Origin of the sequence: Lysinibacillus phoenicis (genome assembly GCF_047238325.1) — a bacterium.
GTDB lineage: Bacteria > Bacillota > Bacilli > Bacillales_A > Planococcaceae > Lysinibacillus > Lysinibacillus irui.
This window is the reverse complement of sequence record NZ_JBDFMP010000002.1, coordinates 2,037,966-2,058,400: the sequence shown is the minus strand read 5'-3', so window position 1 is coordinate 2,058,400 and position 20,435 is coordinate 2,037,966. Positions and strand designations below refer to the sequence as shown.

Genomic DNA, 20,435 nt, shown 5'->3' with positions numbered 1-20,435 from the left:
TTCAATTATACCAACAACCCATTGAGGGAGGAATTCTATTATGCCATTAGTGACAACTAAAGAAATGTTAGAAGACGCTTATAAAAATAACTATGCAATAGGGGCTTTTGGGGCACATAATTTAGAAATTATAAAAGCAGTAATTGCTGGAGCAGAAAAAGTAGGTGCACCTGTAATTTTGCAAACAACTTCAAGTACCTATAAATATGTAGAGATGCCTTATATGATTGCACTTGCAAAAACAGCAGCTGAACAGGCAAAAGTACCCGTAGCATTACATCTGGATCATGGTGAGTCTTATAAGGTTGTTATGGAATGTTTACGAGCAGGTTATACCTCTGTGATGATTGATGGTTCTTCCTTACCTTATGAGGAAAATATTATATTGGTTAAAAAAATAGTAGAAGCTGCAAGTGCTTTAAATGTGCCTGTTGAAGCGGAGTTGGGGACAATCAGTGGTGTCGAAGATAGTTTGAGCGTAAATGAGGGGACTACATTCTTTACTGATCCAAAGGAAGCAGAACATTTTGTGAAGGTTACAGGAATTCAATCATTTGCCCCAGCATTTGGTACAGCACACGGTAAGTATAAACAAAAGCCAAAATTGCAATTTGATCTTTTACAAAAAATTTATCGTTCTACAAATGTTCCTTTAGTCATGCACGGAGCATCTGGAGTGCCAGAAGAAGATGTGCGTAAATCCTTGAATTATGGCATTGCAAAAGTTAATTTTTCTACGGAACTAAAGGACTTGTTTGCTGAGCAATTAAGAGCTTTTTTTAATGATAATCCAACAGAAAATGATCCAAGAAAATATTTCCTTCCAGCACGTGAATCTTTAATTGAATTAGTAGAGCAAAAGGTTGTGATGTTACAAAAATGATTACTACATTAACCTTAAACGCTGCTATTGACAAAGTGCATGAGGTAAATTCTTTAATGGTTGGTCAGACTAATCGTGTATTACAGAAGTCACAACAAGGTGGGGGGAAAGGTGTTAACGTAGCCCGTGTTATCGTAGCACTTGGTGGTGAAGTGACTATTGGCGGTTTTGTAGGCGGATTAAACGGGAGTAAAATAACTGAACTTTTACAGGACGAAAATTTACAAACAGAATTCATACAAATAGAGGAAGAAAATCGAATTTGTTTAACCATTATTAATCAGCAAACGAAGGAAATGACGGAGCTTTTAGAGGTAGGACCAACTATTCAAGAACATGAATGGCAGAAAATGCTTAATTGGGTTGTGAAACAAGCCGAACATGCCACTTATTTTGTGTTGTCAGGAAGCTTACCTAAAGGTGTACAAAAAAAAGCATATGCGACAATTATCCATTTATTAAAGGAAAAGGGTATTCGAGTCGCACTTGATACAAGTGGAGATGCTTTGAGACAAGGTGTTAAGGCATTACCATTCATTATTAAGCCTAATGAGGATGAAATTGCTCAATTGATTGGTAAGTCAGTTCTGACTCAAGAAGACTTAGTTCAAGCTGGTATAAAACTACAAAAATTAGGAATTGAACATGTGTGTTTCTCATTGGGTGAGCAAGGTGCTTTATTTGTTAATTCGTTAGGGATTTACAAAGTTAATGCACCACAAATACATGTTGAAAATACAGTTGGAAGTGGCGATGCCTTTTTAGGAGGGCTTATTTATAAACTCTCTCTTGGTGCAGACCATACAGAGGCATATAAATGGGCTGTCGCATGTGGTTCTGCGAATGCAGAGAATAAAGAGATTGCTAAAGTACAACGAGAGGCTGTTGAAAGACTCTTAGACGAAATACAAATAACTAAAATATAAGAGAAGTAGGGATTTGTTTATGTACACTTACAATGAGATTATGACACAAGATCAAAAGTTAGAAAAAACAAAAGATATTGTTCAATCAATTACATTTAATGAAAGTGCTGTAGATGTAGTTCTATTCACCGGATGTGGTACATCATTTTATTTAGCTATTGCAGCAGCACGTTATTATCAAGCTGTTACTGGAGAGTTTGCTATTGCAGTACCTGCATCTGAATTATTCTTACACACTGAAACGTATATTCTAAAGAATAAAAAGTATCTTATTATTGGAATTTCACGTTCCGGAACAACTTCGGAAATAATTATGTCATTAGAACATCTAAAAGGTGACGAAAAAATACGTACTATGGCAGTTACATGTAATGGTGGCACTCCTATGGCTAAATTGACAGATGAATTAATCGCTTTAAATGATATATCAGAAAAAAGTGTTGTAATGACTCAATCATTTTCTAATATGTTATATGCTCTCCAATTATATGCAGCGAAAATTAGCCGACGAACGGATATGATGGAACAACTAGAAAAAATTCCTGCACTTGTTAAATCGGCATTAGGTAATGGAAAACAGCTATTACAGGTAACAGAGGATGCCACAAAAAAACGTTTTATATTTTTAGGATCAGGTGCATATAATGGGTTGGCTAAAGAAGCGACATTAAAGCTTAAGGAAATGACACAAACTGAATGCGAAAGCTACTCAAATTTAGAATTCCGACATGGTCCAATTTCTATTGTAGATCATGAAACAGTTGTGATTTTATTTACACAAAATGAAACTAAGGAATATGATCAGGCATTAATAAAAGATATTCAAAAGCTTGGAGGTTTTGTTGTTGTCATAGGTATAGTTTCAAAAGAATTACAAGCAGATTTAATTCTCAATTTATCAAATCAAGTAGATGATTTGAATAGACTAGTAGAAGCTGTTCCATACTTCCAACTAATAGCTTATCAAAGTGCTATATTTAAAGGTTGTAATCCAGATAAGCCACGTAACTTAACGCAAGTCGTAAATCTATCATAACAAACGCATAGTCATTGAATTTTAGGCATAAGGGTAACTTTTACTTTCAGAAAATTGAAATTTCTAGCGAGGGACTGGCGGTGGAATAATGGGTAATATCTTAGTAGCAGATGTTGGTGGAACAAAATTAGCCACGGCTTTATTCAATCAAAACCAGCAGTTAGTAATTAAAAGAGATGTACCTAGTGACGTTTCAAATAGGGAAGCTTTATACCAGTGTTTAATTGATAGTTTTAAAATTCTCTGTTTAGAGAAGCAAATTTCATTTAATGAAGTCTCTAAAGTATGTATTGGTGTACCTGGTATTGTTGATATACAAAAAGGTCTAGCGGTTTATCAAAATAATATACCGTGGAGTAATTTCCCGATTTATGAGCGTTTGTTTGAAATTTTTGCACATGCGCAGATAATGATTGATAACGATGTTAACATGGCAACCTGGGGAGAATATAATGCTAGAGGATTTAGTAAAGAAACAATGATATATGTAACATTAAGTACTGGAATATCATGTTGTACTGTAGTAAATGGCGAATTTCTAAGAGGAACAGGATTATCTGGTGAAATAGGTTTTAATATCGTAGGTAAAAATGGAGAAACATTAGAAGAAAGTGTCGCAGGACCTGCTATAGAAAAGTTGGGAAGAACGTTACTGGGGAATTCGGAAATCCGATTAAAAGATATGATGGAACTCTATTACAAAGGAGACCCTATCATCGATAAGATTTTGCAACAATTAATTTATTGCATGGTTAAACAATTGCATCAAATGATTTTGATGCTTGACCCTCATAGCATAGTGTTAGGTGGAGGTTTTTTTAATCACCACCCGAAAATTATAGAGCAGATTAAAGAAAAGATTCAGCAACGATTATTAAACACACCTTTTGAGGGAAAAGAACAAATTATAGGTAGCAGTATTCATAAAAGTGATGCTGGACTATACGGTGCAGCCTTGAAATAAAAAAGCATAGTATAGATTTTACCTTAAAGATACTTAAGGAAAATAGAGATTTACACGAATAAGAAAATTTAACCCAACTTTTTCAAAAGTAATGAGAAAGTTGGTTTTTTATTTATTGCTGAAGCTAATAGGATTTATATCTTTTTTTATAATGTGTAGAAAATTGTATTTTATTTCACAAGAGGTAGCATTTGAATCTTTGTTAAAATAGTTAGAATTTTATTATCAAAGCTTTTGTTGATTAATTTCTGTCTTTTCTAATAAAAAGTACTAGCAAAGTTTCATCTAGAAAGGGAAAAATATTTGTTGTGAAAATAATTATTGGTTATTTTCTAAAATTGGACCAGCACAACTTGTAAACCAGTTTAAGTTGAAAAAGTTGAAGAAGGGGAACAGACAATTTGTCTGAATCCCTATCTTTGAAGATAATACTTGTGCAATTTATTGCTCCTAACGAATCCGTTTTTCTGTTTCTAAGTCAAAGAAATGCGCTCGAGACATATCAATTAGTAGATTTACGACTTGACCTTGTGTGATTTTTTTATCAGAATTAACACGTGCAATATAGGGTTGTCCATTTAACTGTGCATGTAACATCAGCTCAGCACCCGTTAATTCGGATACTTCAATAATAGCTTCGATAGACGATAGGGGCAGTTCAGAAATTACTGAAGAATTTTCATAAATATGCTCCGGACGAATACCGAGAATCAGTTCTTTTTGTAAATAGCCTTGTTCTTTTAATAACTTAGATTTTTCTGCTGGAATAGTTAATAAAATATTACCTATTTGAAATCCCTTTTCATGGAAAACCCCTTTAAAGAAGTTCATTGATGGAGAGCCTATAAAACCGCCAACAAATTTATTTTCAGGTAAGCCGTATACTTCTTCAGGCGTACCGATTTGTTGAACAATACCATCCTTCATCACAACAAGGCGTGTTGCCATTGTCATTGCTTCTGTTTGATCATGTGTTACGTAAATTGTAGTTGTTTTTAAACGCTGATGAAGTTTGGTAATTTCTGCACGCATTTGTACGCGTAGTTTTGCATCTAAATTGGACAATGGCTCGTCCATTAAGAAAATATTAGCATCTCGGACGATTGCTCTACCTAGGGCGACTCTTTGCCTCTGACCTCCAGATAAAGCTTTTGGCTTGCGATCTAAATAATTTTCTAAATCAAGAATGGCTGCAGCATTGTGGACACGTTCCTTAATTTGTTGTTTTGAAAATTTTCGAAGCTTTAAGCCAAATGCCATGTTGTCGTATACCGTCATATGTGGGTAGAGTGCATAGTTTTGAAAAACCATTGCAATATCACGTTCCTTTGAAGGCACATCATTCATTTTCTTGTTATCAATTAAAAAATCTCCTTCTGAAATTTCTTCTAAGCCGGCTATCATACGCAATGTTGTTGATTTCCCACAACCCGAGGGACCAACAAGTACAATAAACTCTCTATCTTGAATAGTTAAATTAAAGTCGGATACAGCCGTTACACCACCGTCATATATTTTATAAATATTATTAAGTATAATCTTCTCCATGTTCAATCCCCTTTGTTCTTTTTTTACAGTTTAAAGAAAGTGAAGAAGAAAACCAATGTTTAAAATGCATAATTTTCAGTCAATTAATTTTGTGCATTTTGTAAAGATGACCAAAGATAACTAGCAAAGTAAACAAGTATAGCACCATCTAAATTTTTCGTGTTAATATTCGTAATTTCTTGGAATTTTGATAAACGATAAGTTAATGTATTGCGATGCATATGTAGTTCCTTGGATGTCAACGTAATATTTAAACCGCATTCATAAAAAGTTTTAACAGTATCAAGTAATTCTTTGTCAGACTTCAAAGGTATAATAATTTGTTCTTCTATAAATTTTAGTATAGAAACAGGCAATTGTTGTATTAAAAAAATAGGAAATATTGATTGAAATGAATAATAAGGTTCAGCGAATCTTAAATTTAAGCATTCCTTGAACCATTGAGCTTCTCTTTGGAATTTAATTGGGAACTCTTTGTTGATTTCATAATACTCACCCACATACAAATGGATTCTGATATAAAAATCTGTTTCAATGGTACGAATAAGTGCGATGAAATCTTCTTTCTCATTCATTGAACGACTCACAGGTTCCATAAGTAAAAAATGATTAGTAGCAACTTGTATTAATATCGTATCTTCCTGAAAAAAATTATAAAGTGCTTCTTTTAATTCCTCTAAAGGAGGGTTTTCGTTTATAAAAGTTAGTTGAATAATTCGAGCTTTGTTAAAGGATAAATTAGATGGTATGTTACCATTTGAATAAATAAAGTTGTACCAAGTATCCGATGACTGAAATAGTGACGAGGTAACTTCAGTATAGAAAACGGTAAGCCATTGGTAATCTCGCTGTGTAACCTCATGCTTGGAGACAGAAAACCATTCTTTAGTTTGATGATGATAGAAAATGAAAGTGCTATTTGGTAGCTGAGTTGGTTTTGTTCGATAATACTGATATGAAGGAAACAATGCTTTGAGATTTAGGTTCATTAAATACACCTCTTCATTTTAAAATGTAGAAAAATATACAACAATTAAAATTCTTACCTTGAAAAATCATAAAGGGCATAGTCTAGGTAAAATATGTACAAATATAAAATATTTATTTAAAGAATTTCCTACTATAATAATAAGTGGTGGGTAAAAAAAAGTTAATAAGAAAGCCACTAATATTAATGGTGCCAAACGGAAAATTCAACTTCTCATGACTGTTTCCTCAAAAAAGCGATGCCCAGCTAAATGCTGTAAAAACAAATGAGGCGAATGTTGTTGGAACCGAAACAGAAAATTAGCTCTTGCAGGAGTCCTTATTAGATGAAGGTCTTGCTGTGGTACGGTATATTCTTAAACCAAATAAAACATTTGAAGATGATTTCAGAGCTATTCAACAAAAGGCACAAGAGGCAAAGTTAACTATTTGGTCACATGATGATTACTTCCAAAAAGATGGCTTCCATCCAGAAGTCATTGACTAAAGGCTGAACGAAAATTAACCTGTCTTGCCAAACGTTCTTTATTGCAGTGACACCATCCTTTTTAACAACATAAAATCCATTTACTAGTGATTAGTAAATGGATTTTTTCATTTATGCTTTTGCGTCTTGTGTCCAATCGGCTACTTTGTCCTGATTGTTGTCAATCCATTTTTTTGCAGCTTCCGTGGCACTCATTCCCTCCATAATATCAAACATCACACTTTCTATATCCTCGGGGGTCCAGTGGAAACGATCAAGGACATTGTAGGCTTCAGGGGAATCTTCTTTTAAGCCATTGCGAGCAAAGGTACCAATATACTCTTCCGTACCATATAAACCTTTTGGATCGTCTAAATATTTTAAATCGTATGCATTAAAGATCCAGTGTGGTGACCAGCCAGTAATGATAATTTCTTCATTATTAGTGATGGCTTGACTCAAGGCCGCCGTCATTGCCCCAGCTGAAGAGGTCAATACATTCCAGCCTTCCAGATTTTTATATTCTTTATAAGCATTTTCCGTTGTGGCCATCATATTAGCTCCTGGCTCAATACCAGTAATAGTTTGATTAGCTTGGTTTGTTAAATCCTCAATTGAATCTACATCCATATAACTCGGAACAACTAAGCCAATCTTTGCACCCGTTAGATTTTCTCCTAGATTATCAATCTTAGTTTTGTATTTCTCTACTTGTGGGGCATGTGTCTGGGGCAACCAGGCAGATACCATACCATCGACTTCTCCGTTTGCAAGTGCTTCCCACATAATGCCATTATCGAGTGGTGTCAATGTCACCTCATATCCTAAATCCTCTAAAACTTGTCCTATTACATGGGTAGAAGCTACCTCAGTATCCCATTCAACATAGGCTAAGTTTATTGCATTTTTATTACTACTTTTTGAATCTGCATCTGCTGAACTACATGCAGTTAAAACTAGTAGACATGCTATAGCTAATCCTATTTTCCACAATTTCAAATATCTCATAAATATACCCTTACCATCCTTTCTTACTTTCTAGTGAAAATTAAATAATATTAACAAGTAACAACTTAAGTTTATATACAAGTTGTTACTTTTGTCAAATTGCAATTTTCAAACAACTCAGCCTTTAAGATGAGATTCGACGAAAGCTATATTGGGCTGCCCATAAATATTTCAAGCGTTAACATATGATAGGTGAAAATGGAGATTGGGCTTTGAGGAGGCTTAGTATGCATTGGGTTACCATTATTCTAATAGGAATTGCAGCAAATTTAGATAATTTGGGGATTGGCTTGGCTTATGGAGTTAAACAAGTTAAAATTCCGATTTTATCAAATGCTGTGATTGCTATCATGTCAATGATTATCACATATGTTGCAGTAACAGCTGGCAGCACGGTTGTTGAATATATTTCACCGCATACTGCCAATTTATTAGGAAGTTTACTATTGTGTGTAATTGGTATATGGACCTTGATGTCCAAAAATTTTTCTAATCAACGGATAGCTGGAAATCCTGAATTATTTGATGAAGATAAAAACTTAGTGATTTCAACTCGAGAGGCGATGGCACTAGGCTTCATTTTATCAGCGAATTGTTTAGCAGGAGGCATTGCTATTGGAGCTAATGGTATATCTGCCCTTTGGACTGTTATTTCGATTGGTGTGTTCTCGTTTATAACGGTGGGAGTGGGTAGTCGATGCGGCTCTTTACTTTCAAAAACGTTTATTGGTAAGCATTCAACAGCGATATCAGGATGGTTGCTTATTATGATAGGTATTTTTGAGATTTTTGCTAAGTAAATAATGTATCATTTTAAACTTAAAGATGGAAAGTGAGAATCGTCTCATAGTACAAGGCAATAAAATCTAAGATAAAGGATGTACCGAAAATTCGGACATCCTTTTTAAATAATTTTATTTAATTACTTGACGTAACTTAATTATTAATATATAGTAGGTTACAGAAAGTAATTAATTACATTCGTTTCTTACAATAAAGTAACTACAAATGTTTATCCTATTAAATTTTGGGTAACATAAATTATGTAGTTGCTTCATATTTTAAAATATATCTCGAAATCGAGATAAAATCAACTTATTGGAGGAATTTAAAATGGCAAAATGGAATATTGATTTAGGACACTCAGCAATTAACTTTCAAGTGAAGCACATGATGGTATCAAAAGTTAAAGGTGTATTTGACAGCTACTCAGCAGATATTGAAGCAACAGATCTTGCAGATTTAACAACGGCTAACATTAGCTTTACAATTGATCCAGCAAGCATTAATACGCGTAGTGAGGATCGCGATAATCATTTAAAAGCAGCAGATTTCTTTGATGCTGAACAATATCCAACAATTACGTTTAAATCTACAAACATTACTAAAAAATCAGGCGATAAATATGCAGTAACTGGTGATTTAACAATTAAAGACGTTACAAAATCAGTAACATTTGATACAGAGTTCAATGGAAAAGGTACAAATCCATGGGGTCAAGAAGTATATGGTTTCGAAGCTGAAACAACAATTAACCGTGAAGACTTTGGCTTAACTTGGAACGCAGCTTTAGAAACTGGTGGAGTTCTAGTTGGTAAAGATATTAAAGTATCTGTTGAATTAGAAATTAACCCAGCTTAATAATAGGGATTCGGGCATGCTTGAAATAATATTCAAGCATGCTTTTTTTTTATAAAAACATAGAAGGTTATTAAATAAAATGTCTAGTAATACTATTGTGGGAAAAATTACTATCAAATAAGTTTCTTGCATATTTTTAGTAAATACTGCATATAAATCATCATATTGTTTTTGGGGGCGATAGGATGAATGTATTAGTGACAGGTGGCTATGGTTTTATTGGGAGTGCGGTAGGAAGGCGTTTTTTTGAAGAAGGTGCCACGGTTTATATTATTGATAATTTAAGTACGGGTCATTTGCGAAATGTTGACTTTGAGCATAAATCCTATCTCTTAAATGTAGAGGATGAGGTTTGTGAACACCTTTTTAAAGAAATTCACTTTGATGTGGTCGTCCATTGTGCAGCACAAACGAGCGTACAACAATCCATCCAAGAGCCAGTAAAAGATATTTTGACAAATATAGTTGGACTTAGCCAAATGCTTTTTTTATCATCCAAATATAAAATTCAGCACTTTGTCTTTGCCTCATCGGCAGCTGTTTATGGGGATAGTCATTATCCGCCATTAGAAGAATCAGATGTCTGTGAACCAATATCTATGTATGGATTAAATAAAAGCATTGGCGAAACCTATTGTGAAAAATGGCAAAAAGATTATCGTTTACCTATTCTTATTTACAGATTCGCTAATGTTTTCGGGCCAAGACAACCAATGCAAGGCGACGCAGCAGTGATCCCAAGTATGTTAAAAAGCAGTATGGAGGGGAAACCCTTTACCATTTATGGTGATGGTGAACAAACGCGTGATTTCATTTATGTCGATGATATAGCAGATGCTATTTATGCTGGTGTATCCGCCCGTTTACAAGGTACGTATAATGTTTCCACAAATGAAGCTTGGTCTATTCACCAAGTTATTTTACTTCTCCAACATTTAAATCATCCGCTTGAGATTCAATATGCCCCAGCACGAGAAGGAGATATTGAACATTCTTTCTTAAATAATGATAAATTGGCCAAGGCCATTGGTTGGAGACCTAAAACTTCTTTTGCAGAGGGAATTGAACGTACATTGCAAGCAATCGAAAATGAAAGACTAGCAGAAATTCAACAAAAAAGTGGCTAAAGGCGCTTCAAAATGGAGGCATATTACATTGCGTAATATGTCTTTTTCAATGTCTATAGTATAATAATTCATTAAAGAAATGGTTGTGGACGGAGGTTTACGGATGCTTGTAGATTTTAGAGTAAAAAATTGCTTAAGTTATAAAGATGATACATTATTTTCAATGGTAGCGGGCAGTCGTCTGCGAAAATGGAAGGATACCCACACAATGCAGTTTGAATCACTGCGCCTTGTGAAAAGTGCATTTATTTTTGGTCCAAATGGCAGTGGAAAATCTAATCTATTTACGGCTATAAAAGTGTTACGTACCTTACTATTTAATTTTGAAAATTTAAATAATGTAAAACAGTTACGTCTACCCTATCAACCATTTAAGCTAGGGCGGCAGCAAGGTAAACCAACAGAATTTATGATATCACTTTTTTTAGACGGGGCTTTATATGATTATGAAATCCAGTACAATGCATCACAGGTTCTCTATGAGCGTCTTGTGAAAACAAGCAGGTCATTAAAAGAGGAGTTGTTTAGTAGACACTGGGATGGTACACAGTATGCGTATACAACAGCCCAAACAACAGCACAGGAATTGACAAAATATACTCGCAACAACACCGCCTTTTTGTCAGTATTACATGTATTTAATGATCCAGATGCTTTAAAAATATTCGATTGGTTTTTACATAAAATTCTGTTTCTTGATGAAGCAAATCGGTTATCAAGTCATCCTCTGATTCGTAAACTTGAAGAAGAACCCTTTAAAAAGGAAGTAATCAAACTACTAAAAATTGCAGATCTGTCAATCCAAGACGTCACAGCTAGACGTGTGGAACGCAGAGAGAAAAATACGATCGGCTATGAATTTGATTCATCAGAAGTCATTCAAGAAGTAGATATTGATTTACATTATTTATCATTTGACGAAGTCGGTGCACCGATAGGGACAGAAACGATTAATTGGACAATGGATTCAAAAGGTACAGTGCGAATGCTACATTTAGCATGTGTAATGGTGGATGCTTACGATAAAGGAAAGACGATTCTGATAGACGAATTTGATACGGCATTCCATGTATCAATTTGTGAGTTTTTAATGGCTATTATGAACAGCCATCGTAATAGGAATAATCAATTTATTGTGACCAGTCATGAAATAGAACTGCTAGATCAGCCGCTGCGCTCAGACCAAATTTGGTTTGTGAATAAAAGTTTTAAAAATGAATCGGAGCTGTACTCTTTATTTGATTTTGCAGACTTACAAAAGAAACGTGGAGATCTTTCATATGCAAAACGTTATCTAAAAGGGGAATTTGGTGCAACGCCTATCATCAATGAGTATTTATCTGACCAATACTTAAAAGAAGCGGAGGTATCGGAGCCGTGAGAATACGTCAACAAGGGAGCCGAACATTACGTAAAACCGTTTTAATTTATTGTGAAGGTGAAACAGAAAGAATTTATTTTGAACAAATGCGTATATTAAAACGCTCTAAAATGGTAAGTGTCAAAATAAAAAACGTCAAACGTTCCGCAATTAAGCTTGCTCAACATGCTTATCGAGATTCTAGCTATCAATATTTTGATGAGGTTTGGATTGTATTTGATAAGGATGATTTAACCGAAAGGCAATTAGAGGAAGTGAATCAATTTTGCGCGGAAAAAAATATTCATATTGCCTATACAAATGAAGCATTTGAATTGTGGTTACTCTTGCACTTTGAAGAAGTTGACAGTACAGAAAAGTATCCTCGTGCGGTCTTAAATGACAAAATGGAACAGCATCTAGGCGTCAGTCGTTATTTTCGTCATAAGGCTGATGAGTCCGTCATTGCGCCCATAGCATTACGACATGAGGTAGCCATTAAAAATTGCACAGACATGATGGCTCTTCGAAAGACGGAGAGCCGTGATAACCCCTACTGTAACATACATGAAATGATACGATACATATTTTAAGGATGAGTAGGTTTTCTATTTTTGAATAGAAACCTACTCTTTTATTTTTGAAGGAGAGCTTTGTCGAATGAAGGCATGTTTATTTTTTAAAAACATATAGTGGATATGGAGCGATAGTAGTAATGACTGAAAGGGGATTGCGTGGATAACTCAAAGCCAAATCAAGGTAAAAATATAGAGGGAAATGCCAAGGATCATCAATTAGAGCCGTTTCGTGTTGAGAACGATGGAACAAAAATGACAACGAATCAAGGGCTAAGGGTGTCCAATGATGAGGATTCCCTTAAAGCTGGAGTTCGTGGACCAACCATTATGGAGGATTTTCATCTTCGAGAGAAAATCACCCATTTTGACCATGAACGTATTCCAGAGCGTGTCGTGCATGCAAGAGGATTTGCGGCACACGGTGAATTTGAATTGTATGAATCGATGAAAGAGTATACGAAGGCAAAGTTTTTACAGGATACCAAAAAGAAAACGCCTGTCTTTGTCAGATTCTCGACAGTAGTAGGGAGTTTGGGGTCAATGGATACAGCTCGTGATGTACGCGGGTTTGCAACGAAATTTTATACGGATGAAGGAAATTATGATTTAGTAGGGAATAATATTCCAGTCTTTTTTATTCAGGATGCCATGAAGTTTCCTGATTTAATTCATGCTGTCAAGCCAGAGCCACATAATGAAATGCCACAAGCAGCCTCAGCCCATGATACGTTTTGGGATTTTGTGGCGAACAATCAGGAAATTGCCCATATGATTATGTGGCATATGTCTGATCGAACAATTCCTAGAAGCTTCCGCATGATGGAAGGATTTGGTGTGCATACATTCCGCTTTGTTAATGATAAAGGTAGATCAAGATTTGTTAAATTCCATTGGAAGCCTGTGTTAGGTGTGCATTCTCTCGTGTGGGATGAAGCACAAATTATTGCTGGGAAGGACCCCGATTTTCAACGACGTGATTTATGGGAAGCCATTGAAATTGGAGATTACCCGGAGTTTGAGTTAGGTGTACAAATACTTGAACCAGAGGATGAATTTAAATTTGATTTTGATATTTTAGATGCGACAAAGCTTTGGCCAGAGGAACTTGTACCGGTGAAAAAAATTGGCAAGATGACATTAAATCGCAATGTGGATAATGTCTTTGCGGAAACAGAACAAGTTGCGTTTCATCCAGGGAATGTTGTTCCAGGCATTGACTTTACCAATGATCCACTGTTACAAGGTCGACTCTTCTCTTATTTAGACACTCAGTTGATTCGTTTAGGGGGACCTAACTTTACAGAAATTCCTATTAATCGCCCGATTTGTCCCGTTCACAATAATCAGCGAAATGGCTTTAGTCGACAGACAATTAACTTAGGAAGAGTTAGTTATCATAAAAATTCCCTAGCAAATAATACGCCTGCTACCTCTACTGCACGAGAAGGAGGGTACGTTCATTATGAGGAAAAAGTTGAGGGACGAATTACAAGAGCACGAAGTAAATCCTTTGATGATCATTTTTCACAAGCAAGACTATTTTGGAACAGTATGTCCCCACCCGAAAAACAACATATTATCGATGCCTTTAGCTTTGAAGTTGGAAAAGTAAAAAGCAAAGCAGTTCGACAGCAGGTAGTCGATATGTTTGTCCGTGTGGATAAAGAAATGGCTACAATTGTTGCGGACAATGTCGGTGTAAATCGCCCTACTGGAGAACAGTCTAAGGTTACAGCCTCCTCACCTGCACTTAGTCAAGCCAATACGATTAAATTACCATACACACTTAAAGTAGGGGTCTTAATTGGGGATGGCTTTGATGCCAATGAGGTCGGTGAAGTATTAAAATACTTAACAAGACAAGGTGTACGCTACAGTATTATCTCTGATCGTTTAGGTGTTGTCACAGGTAATAACGGTGTTCAATTAACGGCAAGTGACACCTTTATCACAACCGATGCAGTATTATTTGACTCGTTATATGTTGTTGGTGTTAAGGGAAGTAATCAAGCAAAATTCAATACGTATATCGTCAATTATATAAATGAAGCCTATCGTCATTATAAGCCAATAGGTTTCGCTACAACTGGCACAACATTTTTCAATATGTCGAATGCTAATGTAGGGCCAGGTATTGTGTTAGCTACTGGTAATAAAGATTTTGCAAAAAAGTTTGTAGATGCCATTGCTCAACAACGATTTTGGCAACGAAATATTTATTAAATATCTTTAGACGTTAGGATTGGATACTTGCGGAAGCGGAGCGAATACCGCGGAAGCGAGGGGAATACCCGCGGAAGAGAAGCGAATACCCGCGAAAGCGAGGCAATTACCCGCGGAAGTGAGGGGAATACCCGCGGAAGCGAGGCGAATACCGCGGAAGCGAGGCAATTACCGCGGAAGCGAGGCGAATACCCGCGGAAGCGAGGCGAATACCGCGAAACCGAAACGAATACCCGCGGAAGCGAAGCGAATACCCGCGGAAGTGAAGCGAATACCCGCGGAAGCGAGGGGAATACCCGCGGAAGCGAAACGAATATCCGCGGAAGTGAGGCAAATACCCGCACAATCGAATTAGCAGTATTTAAACATGATAAAAGCGCATTATAAGGATAGTCCTCCCTATAATGCGCTTTTTTTAATTAACTTCTGAATTTTCATCATTCTCTACAGGTGTTGTAGAGAGATATAAGAAAGCTTCATCTTGCAATAGCGCTATCTTTTCTTCACAAATTCCATGTGATAATGGTCCAGAAAAAATGGACTCCCACCATGTTCCAGTTGTTGTTGTCATTCATCTACGCCCCCGTTTCGGTTTTAATATGTAGTTGTATATTTCCCGAGATGAAAAAACTAAAACATTTATTTTGACATAAAGCCAGTTCACCCCCTGATGCAGAAAGAGGATTTTTGCCTCTCGATGTTGTATCGTATAGACAAAGATAGTTTGTTTCAAAACGAAAAAACTATGTATGCCATTTTTAAAAAAGGGGTGCTTTATTGATGAATTTTACGTCTCAAGATGTGGAAAATATTATAACAGAGCAACGTCAATTTTATTTTTCTCGCGCAACGAAAAGTGCGAAATTTCGAAAAGAGCAGTTAAAGAAATTAAAAGCTTCCATTTTAAAATATGAGAAGGACATATTGAACGCGTTGTATTTAGATTTGCGTAAAAGTGAATTCGAAGCTTATGCAACAGAAATTGGTATTGTATTAGATAGTATCTCATATATGGTGAAGCATGTGGAAGAATGGATGGAGCCAACAGCAGTTAAAACACCGATTCAATATCAGATGGGTAAAAGTTTTATCGTTCGTGAACCATATGGTGTTACTTTAATTATTGGACCTTTTAATTATCCTTTTCAACTCGTAATGGAGCCACTGATAGGTGCCATTGTTGGAGGAAATACAGCAATTGTTAAACCGTCAGAAACATCTGTACACACAGCTTCCATCGTCAAAAAAATAATTGAAGAAACATTCCATCCTTCCTTTGTACGTGTAGTTGAAGGTGAGAAAGAAGAAGTTACAGCTCTGATTCATGCTTCATTTGATTATATCTTTTTTACAGGCAGCGTAGCCGTTGGAAAAGTAGTAGCCAAGGCAGCGGCAGAACGTTTGACACCAGTTGCCTTAGAACTTGGTGGAAAAAGTCCCGCGATTGTCGATCAAACAGCTAACCTTGAAGTAGCAGCGAAGCGAATAGTATGGGGCAAATTCACAAATACTGGACAAACGTGTGTGGCACCCGATTATTTGCTTGTTCATAAAGATGTTTATGACCGCTTTATGAAAATATTAAAAGAAACTATCCGTTCGTTTTATGGCAAAAATCCTTTGAAAAGTCCTGATTACGGTCGGATTGTGAATTTAAGACAATTCGATCGACTACAGCAAATTATTAGGGAAGAACGCGATGCCATTACATTTGGTGGAAGAATTGATCGTGATGATTTATATGTTGAGCCAACAATCATCGAATATGTAAAATGGACAAGTCCATCTATGCAAGAAGAACTCTTTGGTCCTATCTTACCTGTGATGATGTATAATGATTTACCACTTGCAATTCATCAAATTCGTCAGTTACCAAAGCCTTTAGCGGCGTATTTCTTCTCGGAACATGAAAAAGCAATACAATATTTTTTAGAGGAATTACCATTTGGTGGGGGATGTATAAATGATACCATCACCCATGTTGGAAATTTACACTTACCATTCGGTGGTGTTGGACCATCAGGCGTGAAAGCTTACCATGGGAAAGCGAGCTTTGAAAACTTTACACACCCTAAATCTATCTTAAAGAAATCCTCCAAGCTCGAGACGAATGTATTGTTCCCACCGTATAAACAAAAAGTGAAAATTGTACGATCCATTATGAAATAGATTAATTTGGGAGATATCTTTGGATGTCTCCCTTTATAAGCCTCATGTGCATGTAAAATTGTTCTCTAATAAACCATCCTTCAAATGTCGAAAAATGCCGATTTGTGATTATAAATGAAAATTTCGAGGAAAATAGGATTTTTTCTTCAAATGAAAGCGTTTTCGTTAAAAAAACAGACCGGAGGCATTTTATTTATCGTGAAATAAGTAGTAAAATAAGTTCAATAGAACGTGGGGGGATTCATATTGTCGTTTTTTGTCGAATGATCAAAAATGATGACATGAGTGTAGAGATTGATTGGAGGACTATGAAATGTATGCAGAGGAATTGTTAAGCGCATTACCTTTGAAAAAAATAATTGGCGTACTGCCAGATCAAGTTAGTGATATCGTAGTGGATTCTAGAAGTGTGCAACCAAATAGCATGTTTGTTTGTATCAAAGGCTACACAGTGGATGGGCATGATTATGCACAAAAAGCTGTTGATGGTGGCGCAACAATTGTGGTAACGGAACGAAAATTACCATTAGGAGAGTCGATTGCACAAGTAATTGTAAAAGATACAGATCGCGCAGTAGGCTTACTTGCAGCAAAGTTCTTTGATTATCCTTCTAAGGATATTACGATGATTGGGGTAACTGGAACGAATGGTAAAACATCCGTCACAGGGATTATACAAAATATCATGCATGGGATGGGTGAAAAATCCGCCCTATCTGGTACAATTGGCTTTAATTTAAATGGTATTTTATATGAATCAGCCAATACTACGAGTGATGCGCTATCGACACAGCAAATGATTTTTCGAGCAAAAATGGAAGGCTGTCGGTTAATGACAATGGAGGTTTCATCACATGGGTTAGCACTTGGACGTTTAGCAGGTGTTGATTATGATGTTGCTATTTTTACAAATCTAACGCATGATCATCTTGATTTCCATGGTACGATGGAGGAATACGGCCATGCAAAAGGCTTATTATTCTCCCAACTTGGACAAGATTTAGAAAAGAATAAATTTGTTGTGTTAAATGCAGATGATGCCTGGTCAGAGCGGTATGCAGCGATGACACCATTTCCAGTGTGGACATATGGTTTAAAAAACGAAACGGCAGATTTCCGTGCCATTAATTGTGAATATCACGATTATATGACATCATTTGATGTGGAAATGCCAGAGGGAATTTATCGTGTGAAAATGAATTTACTTGGTGAATTCAATATTTACAATGTGTTGGCGGCAATGGTTGCATTTTATGCACGAGGTTATTCTATGGAATCTATTATTGAGCAAATTGAACAACTACCACCTGTCAAAGGACGTATGGAAAAAGTATGTTCAGATCTTCCAGTGCAAATGTTTATTGACTATGCTCATACACCAGACGCGATTGAAAAAGCGATTGAAGCAGCGCAGCCTTATAAAAAGGGCAAATTAATATTCTTAGTTGGAACAGGTGGTAATCGGGATAAATCAAAACGTCCTGCGATGGCTGAGAAAGCGTCAGCTGCGGAGTATGTTATTTTGACGACAGATGATCCACGCTATGAAGACTATGATAGTATTACAAGTGATCTTGCTAAAGGGATGCTTCATGATAATTATGCATGTATTGGCGATCGTGCAGAGGCTGTTCGTCATGCCATAGAAGTTGCAGAACCTGGAGACATGATTATTTTTGCTGGAAAAGGCCATGAGGATTATCAAATCATTGAGAATACAAAATTCCCACATAGTGATGCAGAAATTGCAATAGAAGCTGGCCGATTAAAATTCGTTTAATGAAAGAGAAAATCCTTGGAAACCCTTTTAGTTGTAACTAAAGGGTTTTCTTTTTGGAGATTTCATGTAAAAAGGTTGTACGAAAGGCAAGTCTTCTTTTATTATTATTAAGTATGAAAAAAGGAGAATGACGAGATGAATTCAAATTTAGAAAAAGATATACTATCGCGTCGTACTTTTGCCATCATCAGTCACCCTGATGCTGGGAAAACGACGATTACAGAAAAGCTTTTACTATTTGGTGGCGCCATTCGTGACGCAGGGACAGTAAAAGGGAAAAAAACAGGTAAGTTTGCAACATCTGACTGGATGGAAATTGAAAAGCAACGTGGGATTTCAGTTACCTCTTCAGTTATGCAATTTGATTATAACGGTTCACGAGTAAACATCTTAGACACACCTGGTCACCAAGATTTCTCTGAGGACACATATCGTACATTAATGGCTGTTGATAGTGCTGTCATGGTAGTAGATGCTGCCAAAGGGATCGAGGCACAAACATTAAAGCTATTTAAAGTTTGTAAAATGCGTGGTATTCCTATTTTTACATTTATTAACAAATTAGACCGTCAAGGGAAAGAGCCACTTGAGCTAATTGAAGAGCTTGAGGAAGTTCTTGGAATCCATGCCTATCCAATGAACTGGCCAATTGGTATGGGTAAAGAGTTCCTTGGTATTTATGATCGATACAATAAGCGCATAGAGCAATTCCGTACGGAAGAAGCTGAACGTTTCCTACCAATTGACGACAATGGAGAGCTTGCTGTGGAGCACCCGATGAAAGTAACTTCTTACTATTCGCAAGCAATGGACGATATTATGTTGCTTGATGAGGCTGGGAATCAATATTCAGAGGAAAAAATTCGTCGTGGGGAATTGACACCTGTTTTCTTTGGTTCAGCATTAACAAACTTTGGTGTGCAAACATTTTTAGAAACGTATTTACAATTTGCACCGACACCACAACCTAGAATTACGGAAGATGAGCAATTTATTGACCCTGTTGAACATGAAGAGTTTTCAGGTTTCATTTTCAAAATTCAAGCGAATATGAATCCTGCACACCGTGACCGTATTGCTTTTGTACGTATCGTTTCAGGGAAATTTGAACGTGGTATGAATATGACACTATCTCGTACAGGTAAATCATTTAAAGTAACACAATCTACACAATTCCTTGCAGATGACCGTGAGACTGTGGATGAAGCCGTTGCTGGTGATATTATCGGTTTATATGATACAGGAACATATCAAATTGGTGACACGGTTGTAGGTGGTAAGAAAACATTCCAATTTGAGAAATTACCACAATTTACACCAGAGTTATTTGTACGTGTCACAGCGAAAAACGTTATGAAGTCGAAGCAATTCCATAAAGGGATTTTACAACTGGTACAAGAGGGCGCCATTCAATATTATAAAACATTGCATACAGAGGAAGTTATTCTTGGAGCAGTTGGTCAATTACAATTCGAAGTATTTGAGCATCGCATGAAGAATGAATATAATGTTGAAGTGAAGATGGAGCCAATTGGTTCAAAAATTGCACGTTGGATTGAAAATGAAGAGGACGTGAAAGAGTCTATGTCTTCAGGTCGATCTATGCTAGTGAAAGACCGATTTGACAATCTTGTTTTCCTATTTGAAAATGAATTTGCTATGCGTTGGTTTGCAGATAAAAACGAAAACATTAAACTATATAGTCTTTTATAATAGTGAAACACGAGTCGACAATTTTG

General features: G+C 36.1%; 19 protein-coding genes. 15 read left to right on the top strand and 4 right to left on the bottom strand.

Going from position 1 to position 20,435, the window contains the following annotated elements; translation table 11 throughout:
• The first annotated feature begins 40 nt into the window (after positions 1 to 40).
• The 4 genes from ABC382_RS11870 to ABC382_RS11855 all read left to right on the top strand — a co-directional run bounded on the left by ABC382_RS11870 (position 41) and on the right by ABC382_RS11855 (position 3,809).
• A complete protein-coding gene (locus tag ABC382_RS11870; RefSeq protein WP_322611331.1) occupies positions 41 to 883 on the top strand; it encodes a class II fructose-bisphosphate aldolase in 843 nt (280 codons plus the stop codon).
• Entirely contained in the window at positions 880 to 1,809 is a 930-nt protein-coding gene (gene pfkB / locus ABC382_RS11865) for a 1-phosphofructokinase (protein ID WP_313469360.1), read from the top strand. The genes ABC382_RS11870 and pfkB overlap by 4 nt, the downstream gene beginning before the upstream one ends.
• Before the next feature lie 40 nt (positions 1,810 to 1,849).
• On the top strand, positions 1,850 to 2,845 hold the full coding sequence (locus ABC382_RS11860) for an SIS domain-containing protein (protein WP_313469358.1): 996 nt from the start codon (positions 1,850 to 1,852) through the stop codon (positions 2,843 to 2,845).
• Positions 2,846 to 2,933: 88 nt separating this feature from the next.
• Positions 2,934 to 3,809 (top strand): ROK family protein, encoded by an 876-nt coding sequence (locus ABC382_RS11855; RefSeq protein ID WP_313469356.1) that lies wholly within the window; start codon positions 2,934 to 2,936, stop codon positions 3,807 to 3,809.
• A 450-nt stretch (positions 3,810 to 4,259) separates the two neighbouring features.
• Here the strand turns inward: ABC382_RS11855 and ABC382_RS11850 are convergent, their stop codons facing one another.
• A complete protein-coding gene (locus ABC382_RS11850; RefSeq protein ID WP_313469354.1) occupies positions 4,260 to 5,357 on the bottom strand; it encodes an ABC transporter ATP-binding protein in 1,098 nt (365 codons plus the stop codon).
• 83 nt (positions 5,358 to 5,440) lie between these two features.
• The gene (locus ABC382_RS11845) at positions 5,441 to 6,346 is read right to left on the bottom strand and encodes a PucR family transcriptional regulator (protein WP_412926829.1); all 906 of its coding nucleotides are present in this window, start codon (positions 6,344 to 6,346) and stop codon (positions 5,441 to 5,443) included.
• A 305-nt stretch (positions 6,347 to 6,651) separates the two neighbouring features.
• Here ABC382_RS11845 and ABC382_RS11840 point away from each other — a divergent pair, with 305 nt between their 5' ends.
• Positions 6,652 to 6,831 (top strand): thermonuclease family protein, encoded by a 180-nt coding sequence (locus tag ABC382_RS11840; RefSeq protein ID WP_322611332.1) that lies wholly within the window; start codon positions 6,652 to 6,654, stop codon positions 6,829 to 6,831.
• A gap of 111 nt (positions 6,832 to 6,942) precedes the next feature.
• Here ABC382_RS11840 and ABC382_RS11835 read toward each other — a convergent pair whose 3' ends face one another.
• A complete protein-coding gene (locus ABC382_RS11835; RefSeq protein WP_322611333.1) occupies positions 6,943 to 7,818 on the bottom strand; it encodes a glycine betaine ABC transporter substrate-binding protein in 876 nt (291 codons plus the stop codon).
• A 227-nt stretch (positions 7,819 to 8,045) separates the two neighbouring features.
• Here ABC382_RS11835 and ABC382_RS11830 point away from each other — a divergent pair, with 227 nt between their 5' ends.
• The 7 genes from ABC382_RS11830 (at position 8,046) to ABC382_RS11800 (ending at position 15,134) form a co-directional block, all read left to right on the top strand.
• Positions 8,046 to 8,618, top strand: a complete 573-nt coding sequence (locus ABC382_RS11830; RefSeq protein WP_274795721.1) for a manganese efflux pump — start codon at positions 8,046 to 8,048, stop codon at positions 8,616 to 8,618.
• Between the two features lie 313 nt (positions 8,619 to 8,931).
• Positions 8,932 to 9,459, top strand: a complete 528-nt coding sequence (locus ABC382_RS11825; protein ID WP_274795722.1) for a YceI family protein — start codon at positions 8,932 to 8,934, stop codon at positions 9,457 to 9,459.
• Positions 9,460 to 9,644: 185 nt separating this feature from the next.
• On the top strand, positions 9,645 to 10,586 hold the full coding sequence (locus tag ABC382_RS11820; protein ID WP_312504810.1) for an NAD-dependent epimerase/dehydratase family protein: 942 nt from the start codon (positions 9,645 to 9,647) through the stop codon (positions 10,584 to 10,586).
• Between the two features lie 103 nt (positions 10,587 to 10,689).
• Entirely contained in the window at positions 10,690 to 11,967 is a 1,278-nt protein-coding gene (locus ABC382_RS11815) for an AAA family ATPase (RefSeq protein ID WP_412926828.1), read from the top strand.
• Positions 11,964 to 12,539: an RloB family protein gene (locus ABC382_RS11810; protein ID WP_274795725.1), complete on the top strand. Its 576-nt coding sequence runs from the start codon at positions 11,964 to 11,966 to the stop codon at positions 12,537 to 12,539. The genes ABC382_RS11815 and ABC382_RS11810 overlap by 4 nt, the downstream gene beginning before the upstream one ends.
• A gap of 141 nt (positions 12,540 to 12,680) precedes the next feature.
• Positions 12,681 to 14,747: a catalase gene (locus ABC382_RS11805; RefSeq protein WP_341385640.1), complete on the top strand. Its 2,067-nt coding sequence runs from the start codon at positions 12,681 to 12,683 to the stop codon at positions 14,745 to 14,747.
• Between the two features lie 27 nt (positions 14,748 to 14,774).
• The gene (locus tag ABC382_RS11800; protein ID WP_412926827.1) at positions 14,775 to 15,134 is read left to right on the top strand and encodes a hypothetical protein; all 360 of its coding nucleotides are present in this window, start codon (positions 14,775 to 14,777) and stop codon (positions 15,132 to 15,134) included.
• A 28-nt stretch (positions 15,135 to 15,162) separates the two neighbouring features.
• Here ABC382_RS11800 and ABC382_RS11795 read toward each other — a convergent pair whose 3' ends face one another.
• Positions 15,163 to 15,318, bottom strand: a complete 156-nt coding sequence (locus ABC382_RS11795) for a hypothetical protein (protein ID WP_274795727.1) — start codon at positions 15,316 to 15,318, stop codon at positions 15,163 to 15,165.
• 209 nt (positions 15,319 to 15,527) lie between these two features.
• Between ABC382_RS11795 and ABC382_RS11790 the strand changes: the two genes are divergently transcribed.
• From ABC382_RS11790 to ABC382_RS11780, 3 genes are all read left to right on the top strand, one after another.
• Positions 15,528 to 16,916, top strand: a complete 1,389-nt coding sequence (locus ABC382_RS11790; protein WP_412926826.1) for an aldehyde dehydrogenase — start codon at positions 15,528 to 15,530, stop codon at positions 16,914 to 16,916.
• Positions 16,917 to 17,229: 313 nt separating this feature from the next.
• Positions 17,230 to 18,696, top strand: a complete 1,467-nt coding sequence (locus ABC382_RS11785) for a UDP-N-acetylmuramoyl-L-alanyl-D-glutamate--2,6-diaminopimelate ligase (RefSeq protein ID WP_341385641.1) — start codon at positions 17,230 to 17,232, stop codon at positions 18,694 to 18,696.
• Positions 18,697 to 18,831: 135 nt separating this feature from the next.
• A complete protein-coding gene (locus tag ABC382_RS11780) occupies positions 18,832 to 20,409 on the top strand; it encodes a peptide chain release factor 3 (RefSeq protein ID WP_312504803.1) in 1,578 nt (525 codons plus the stop codon).
• Positions 20,410 to 20,435: the final 26 nt, after the last annotated feature.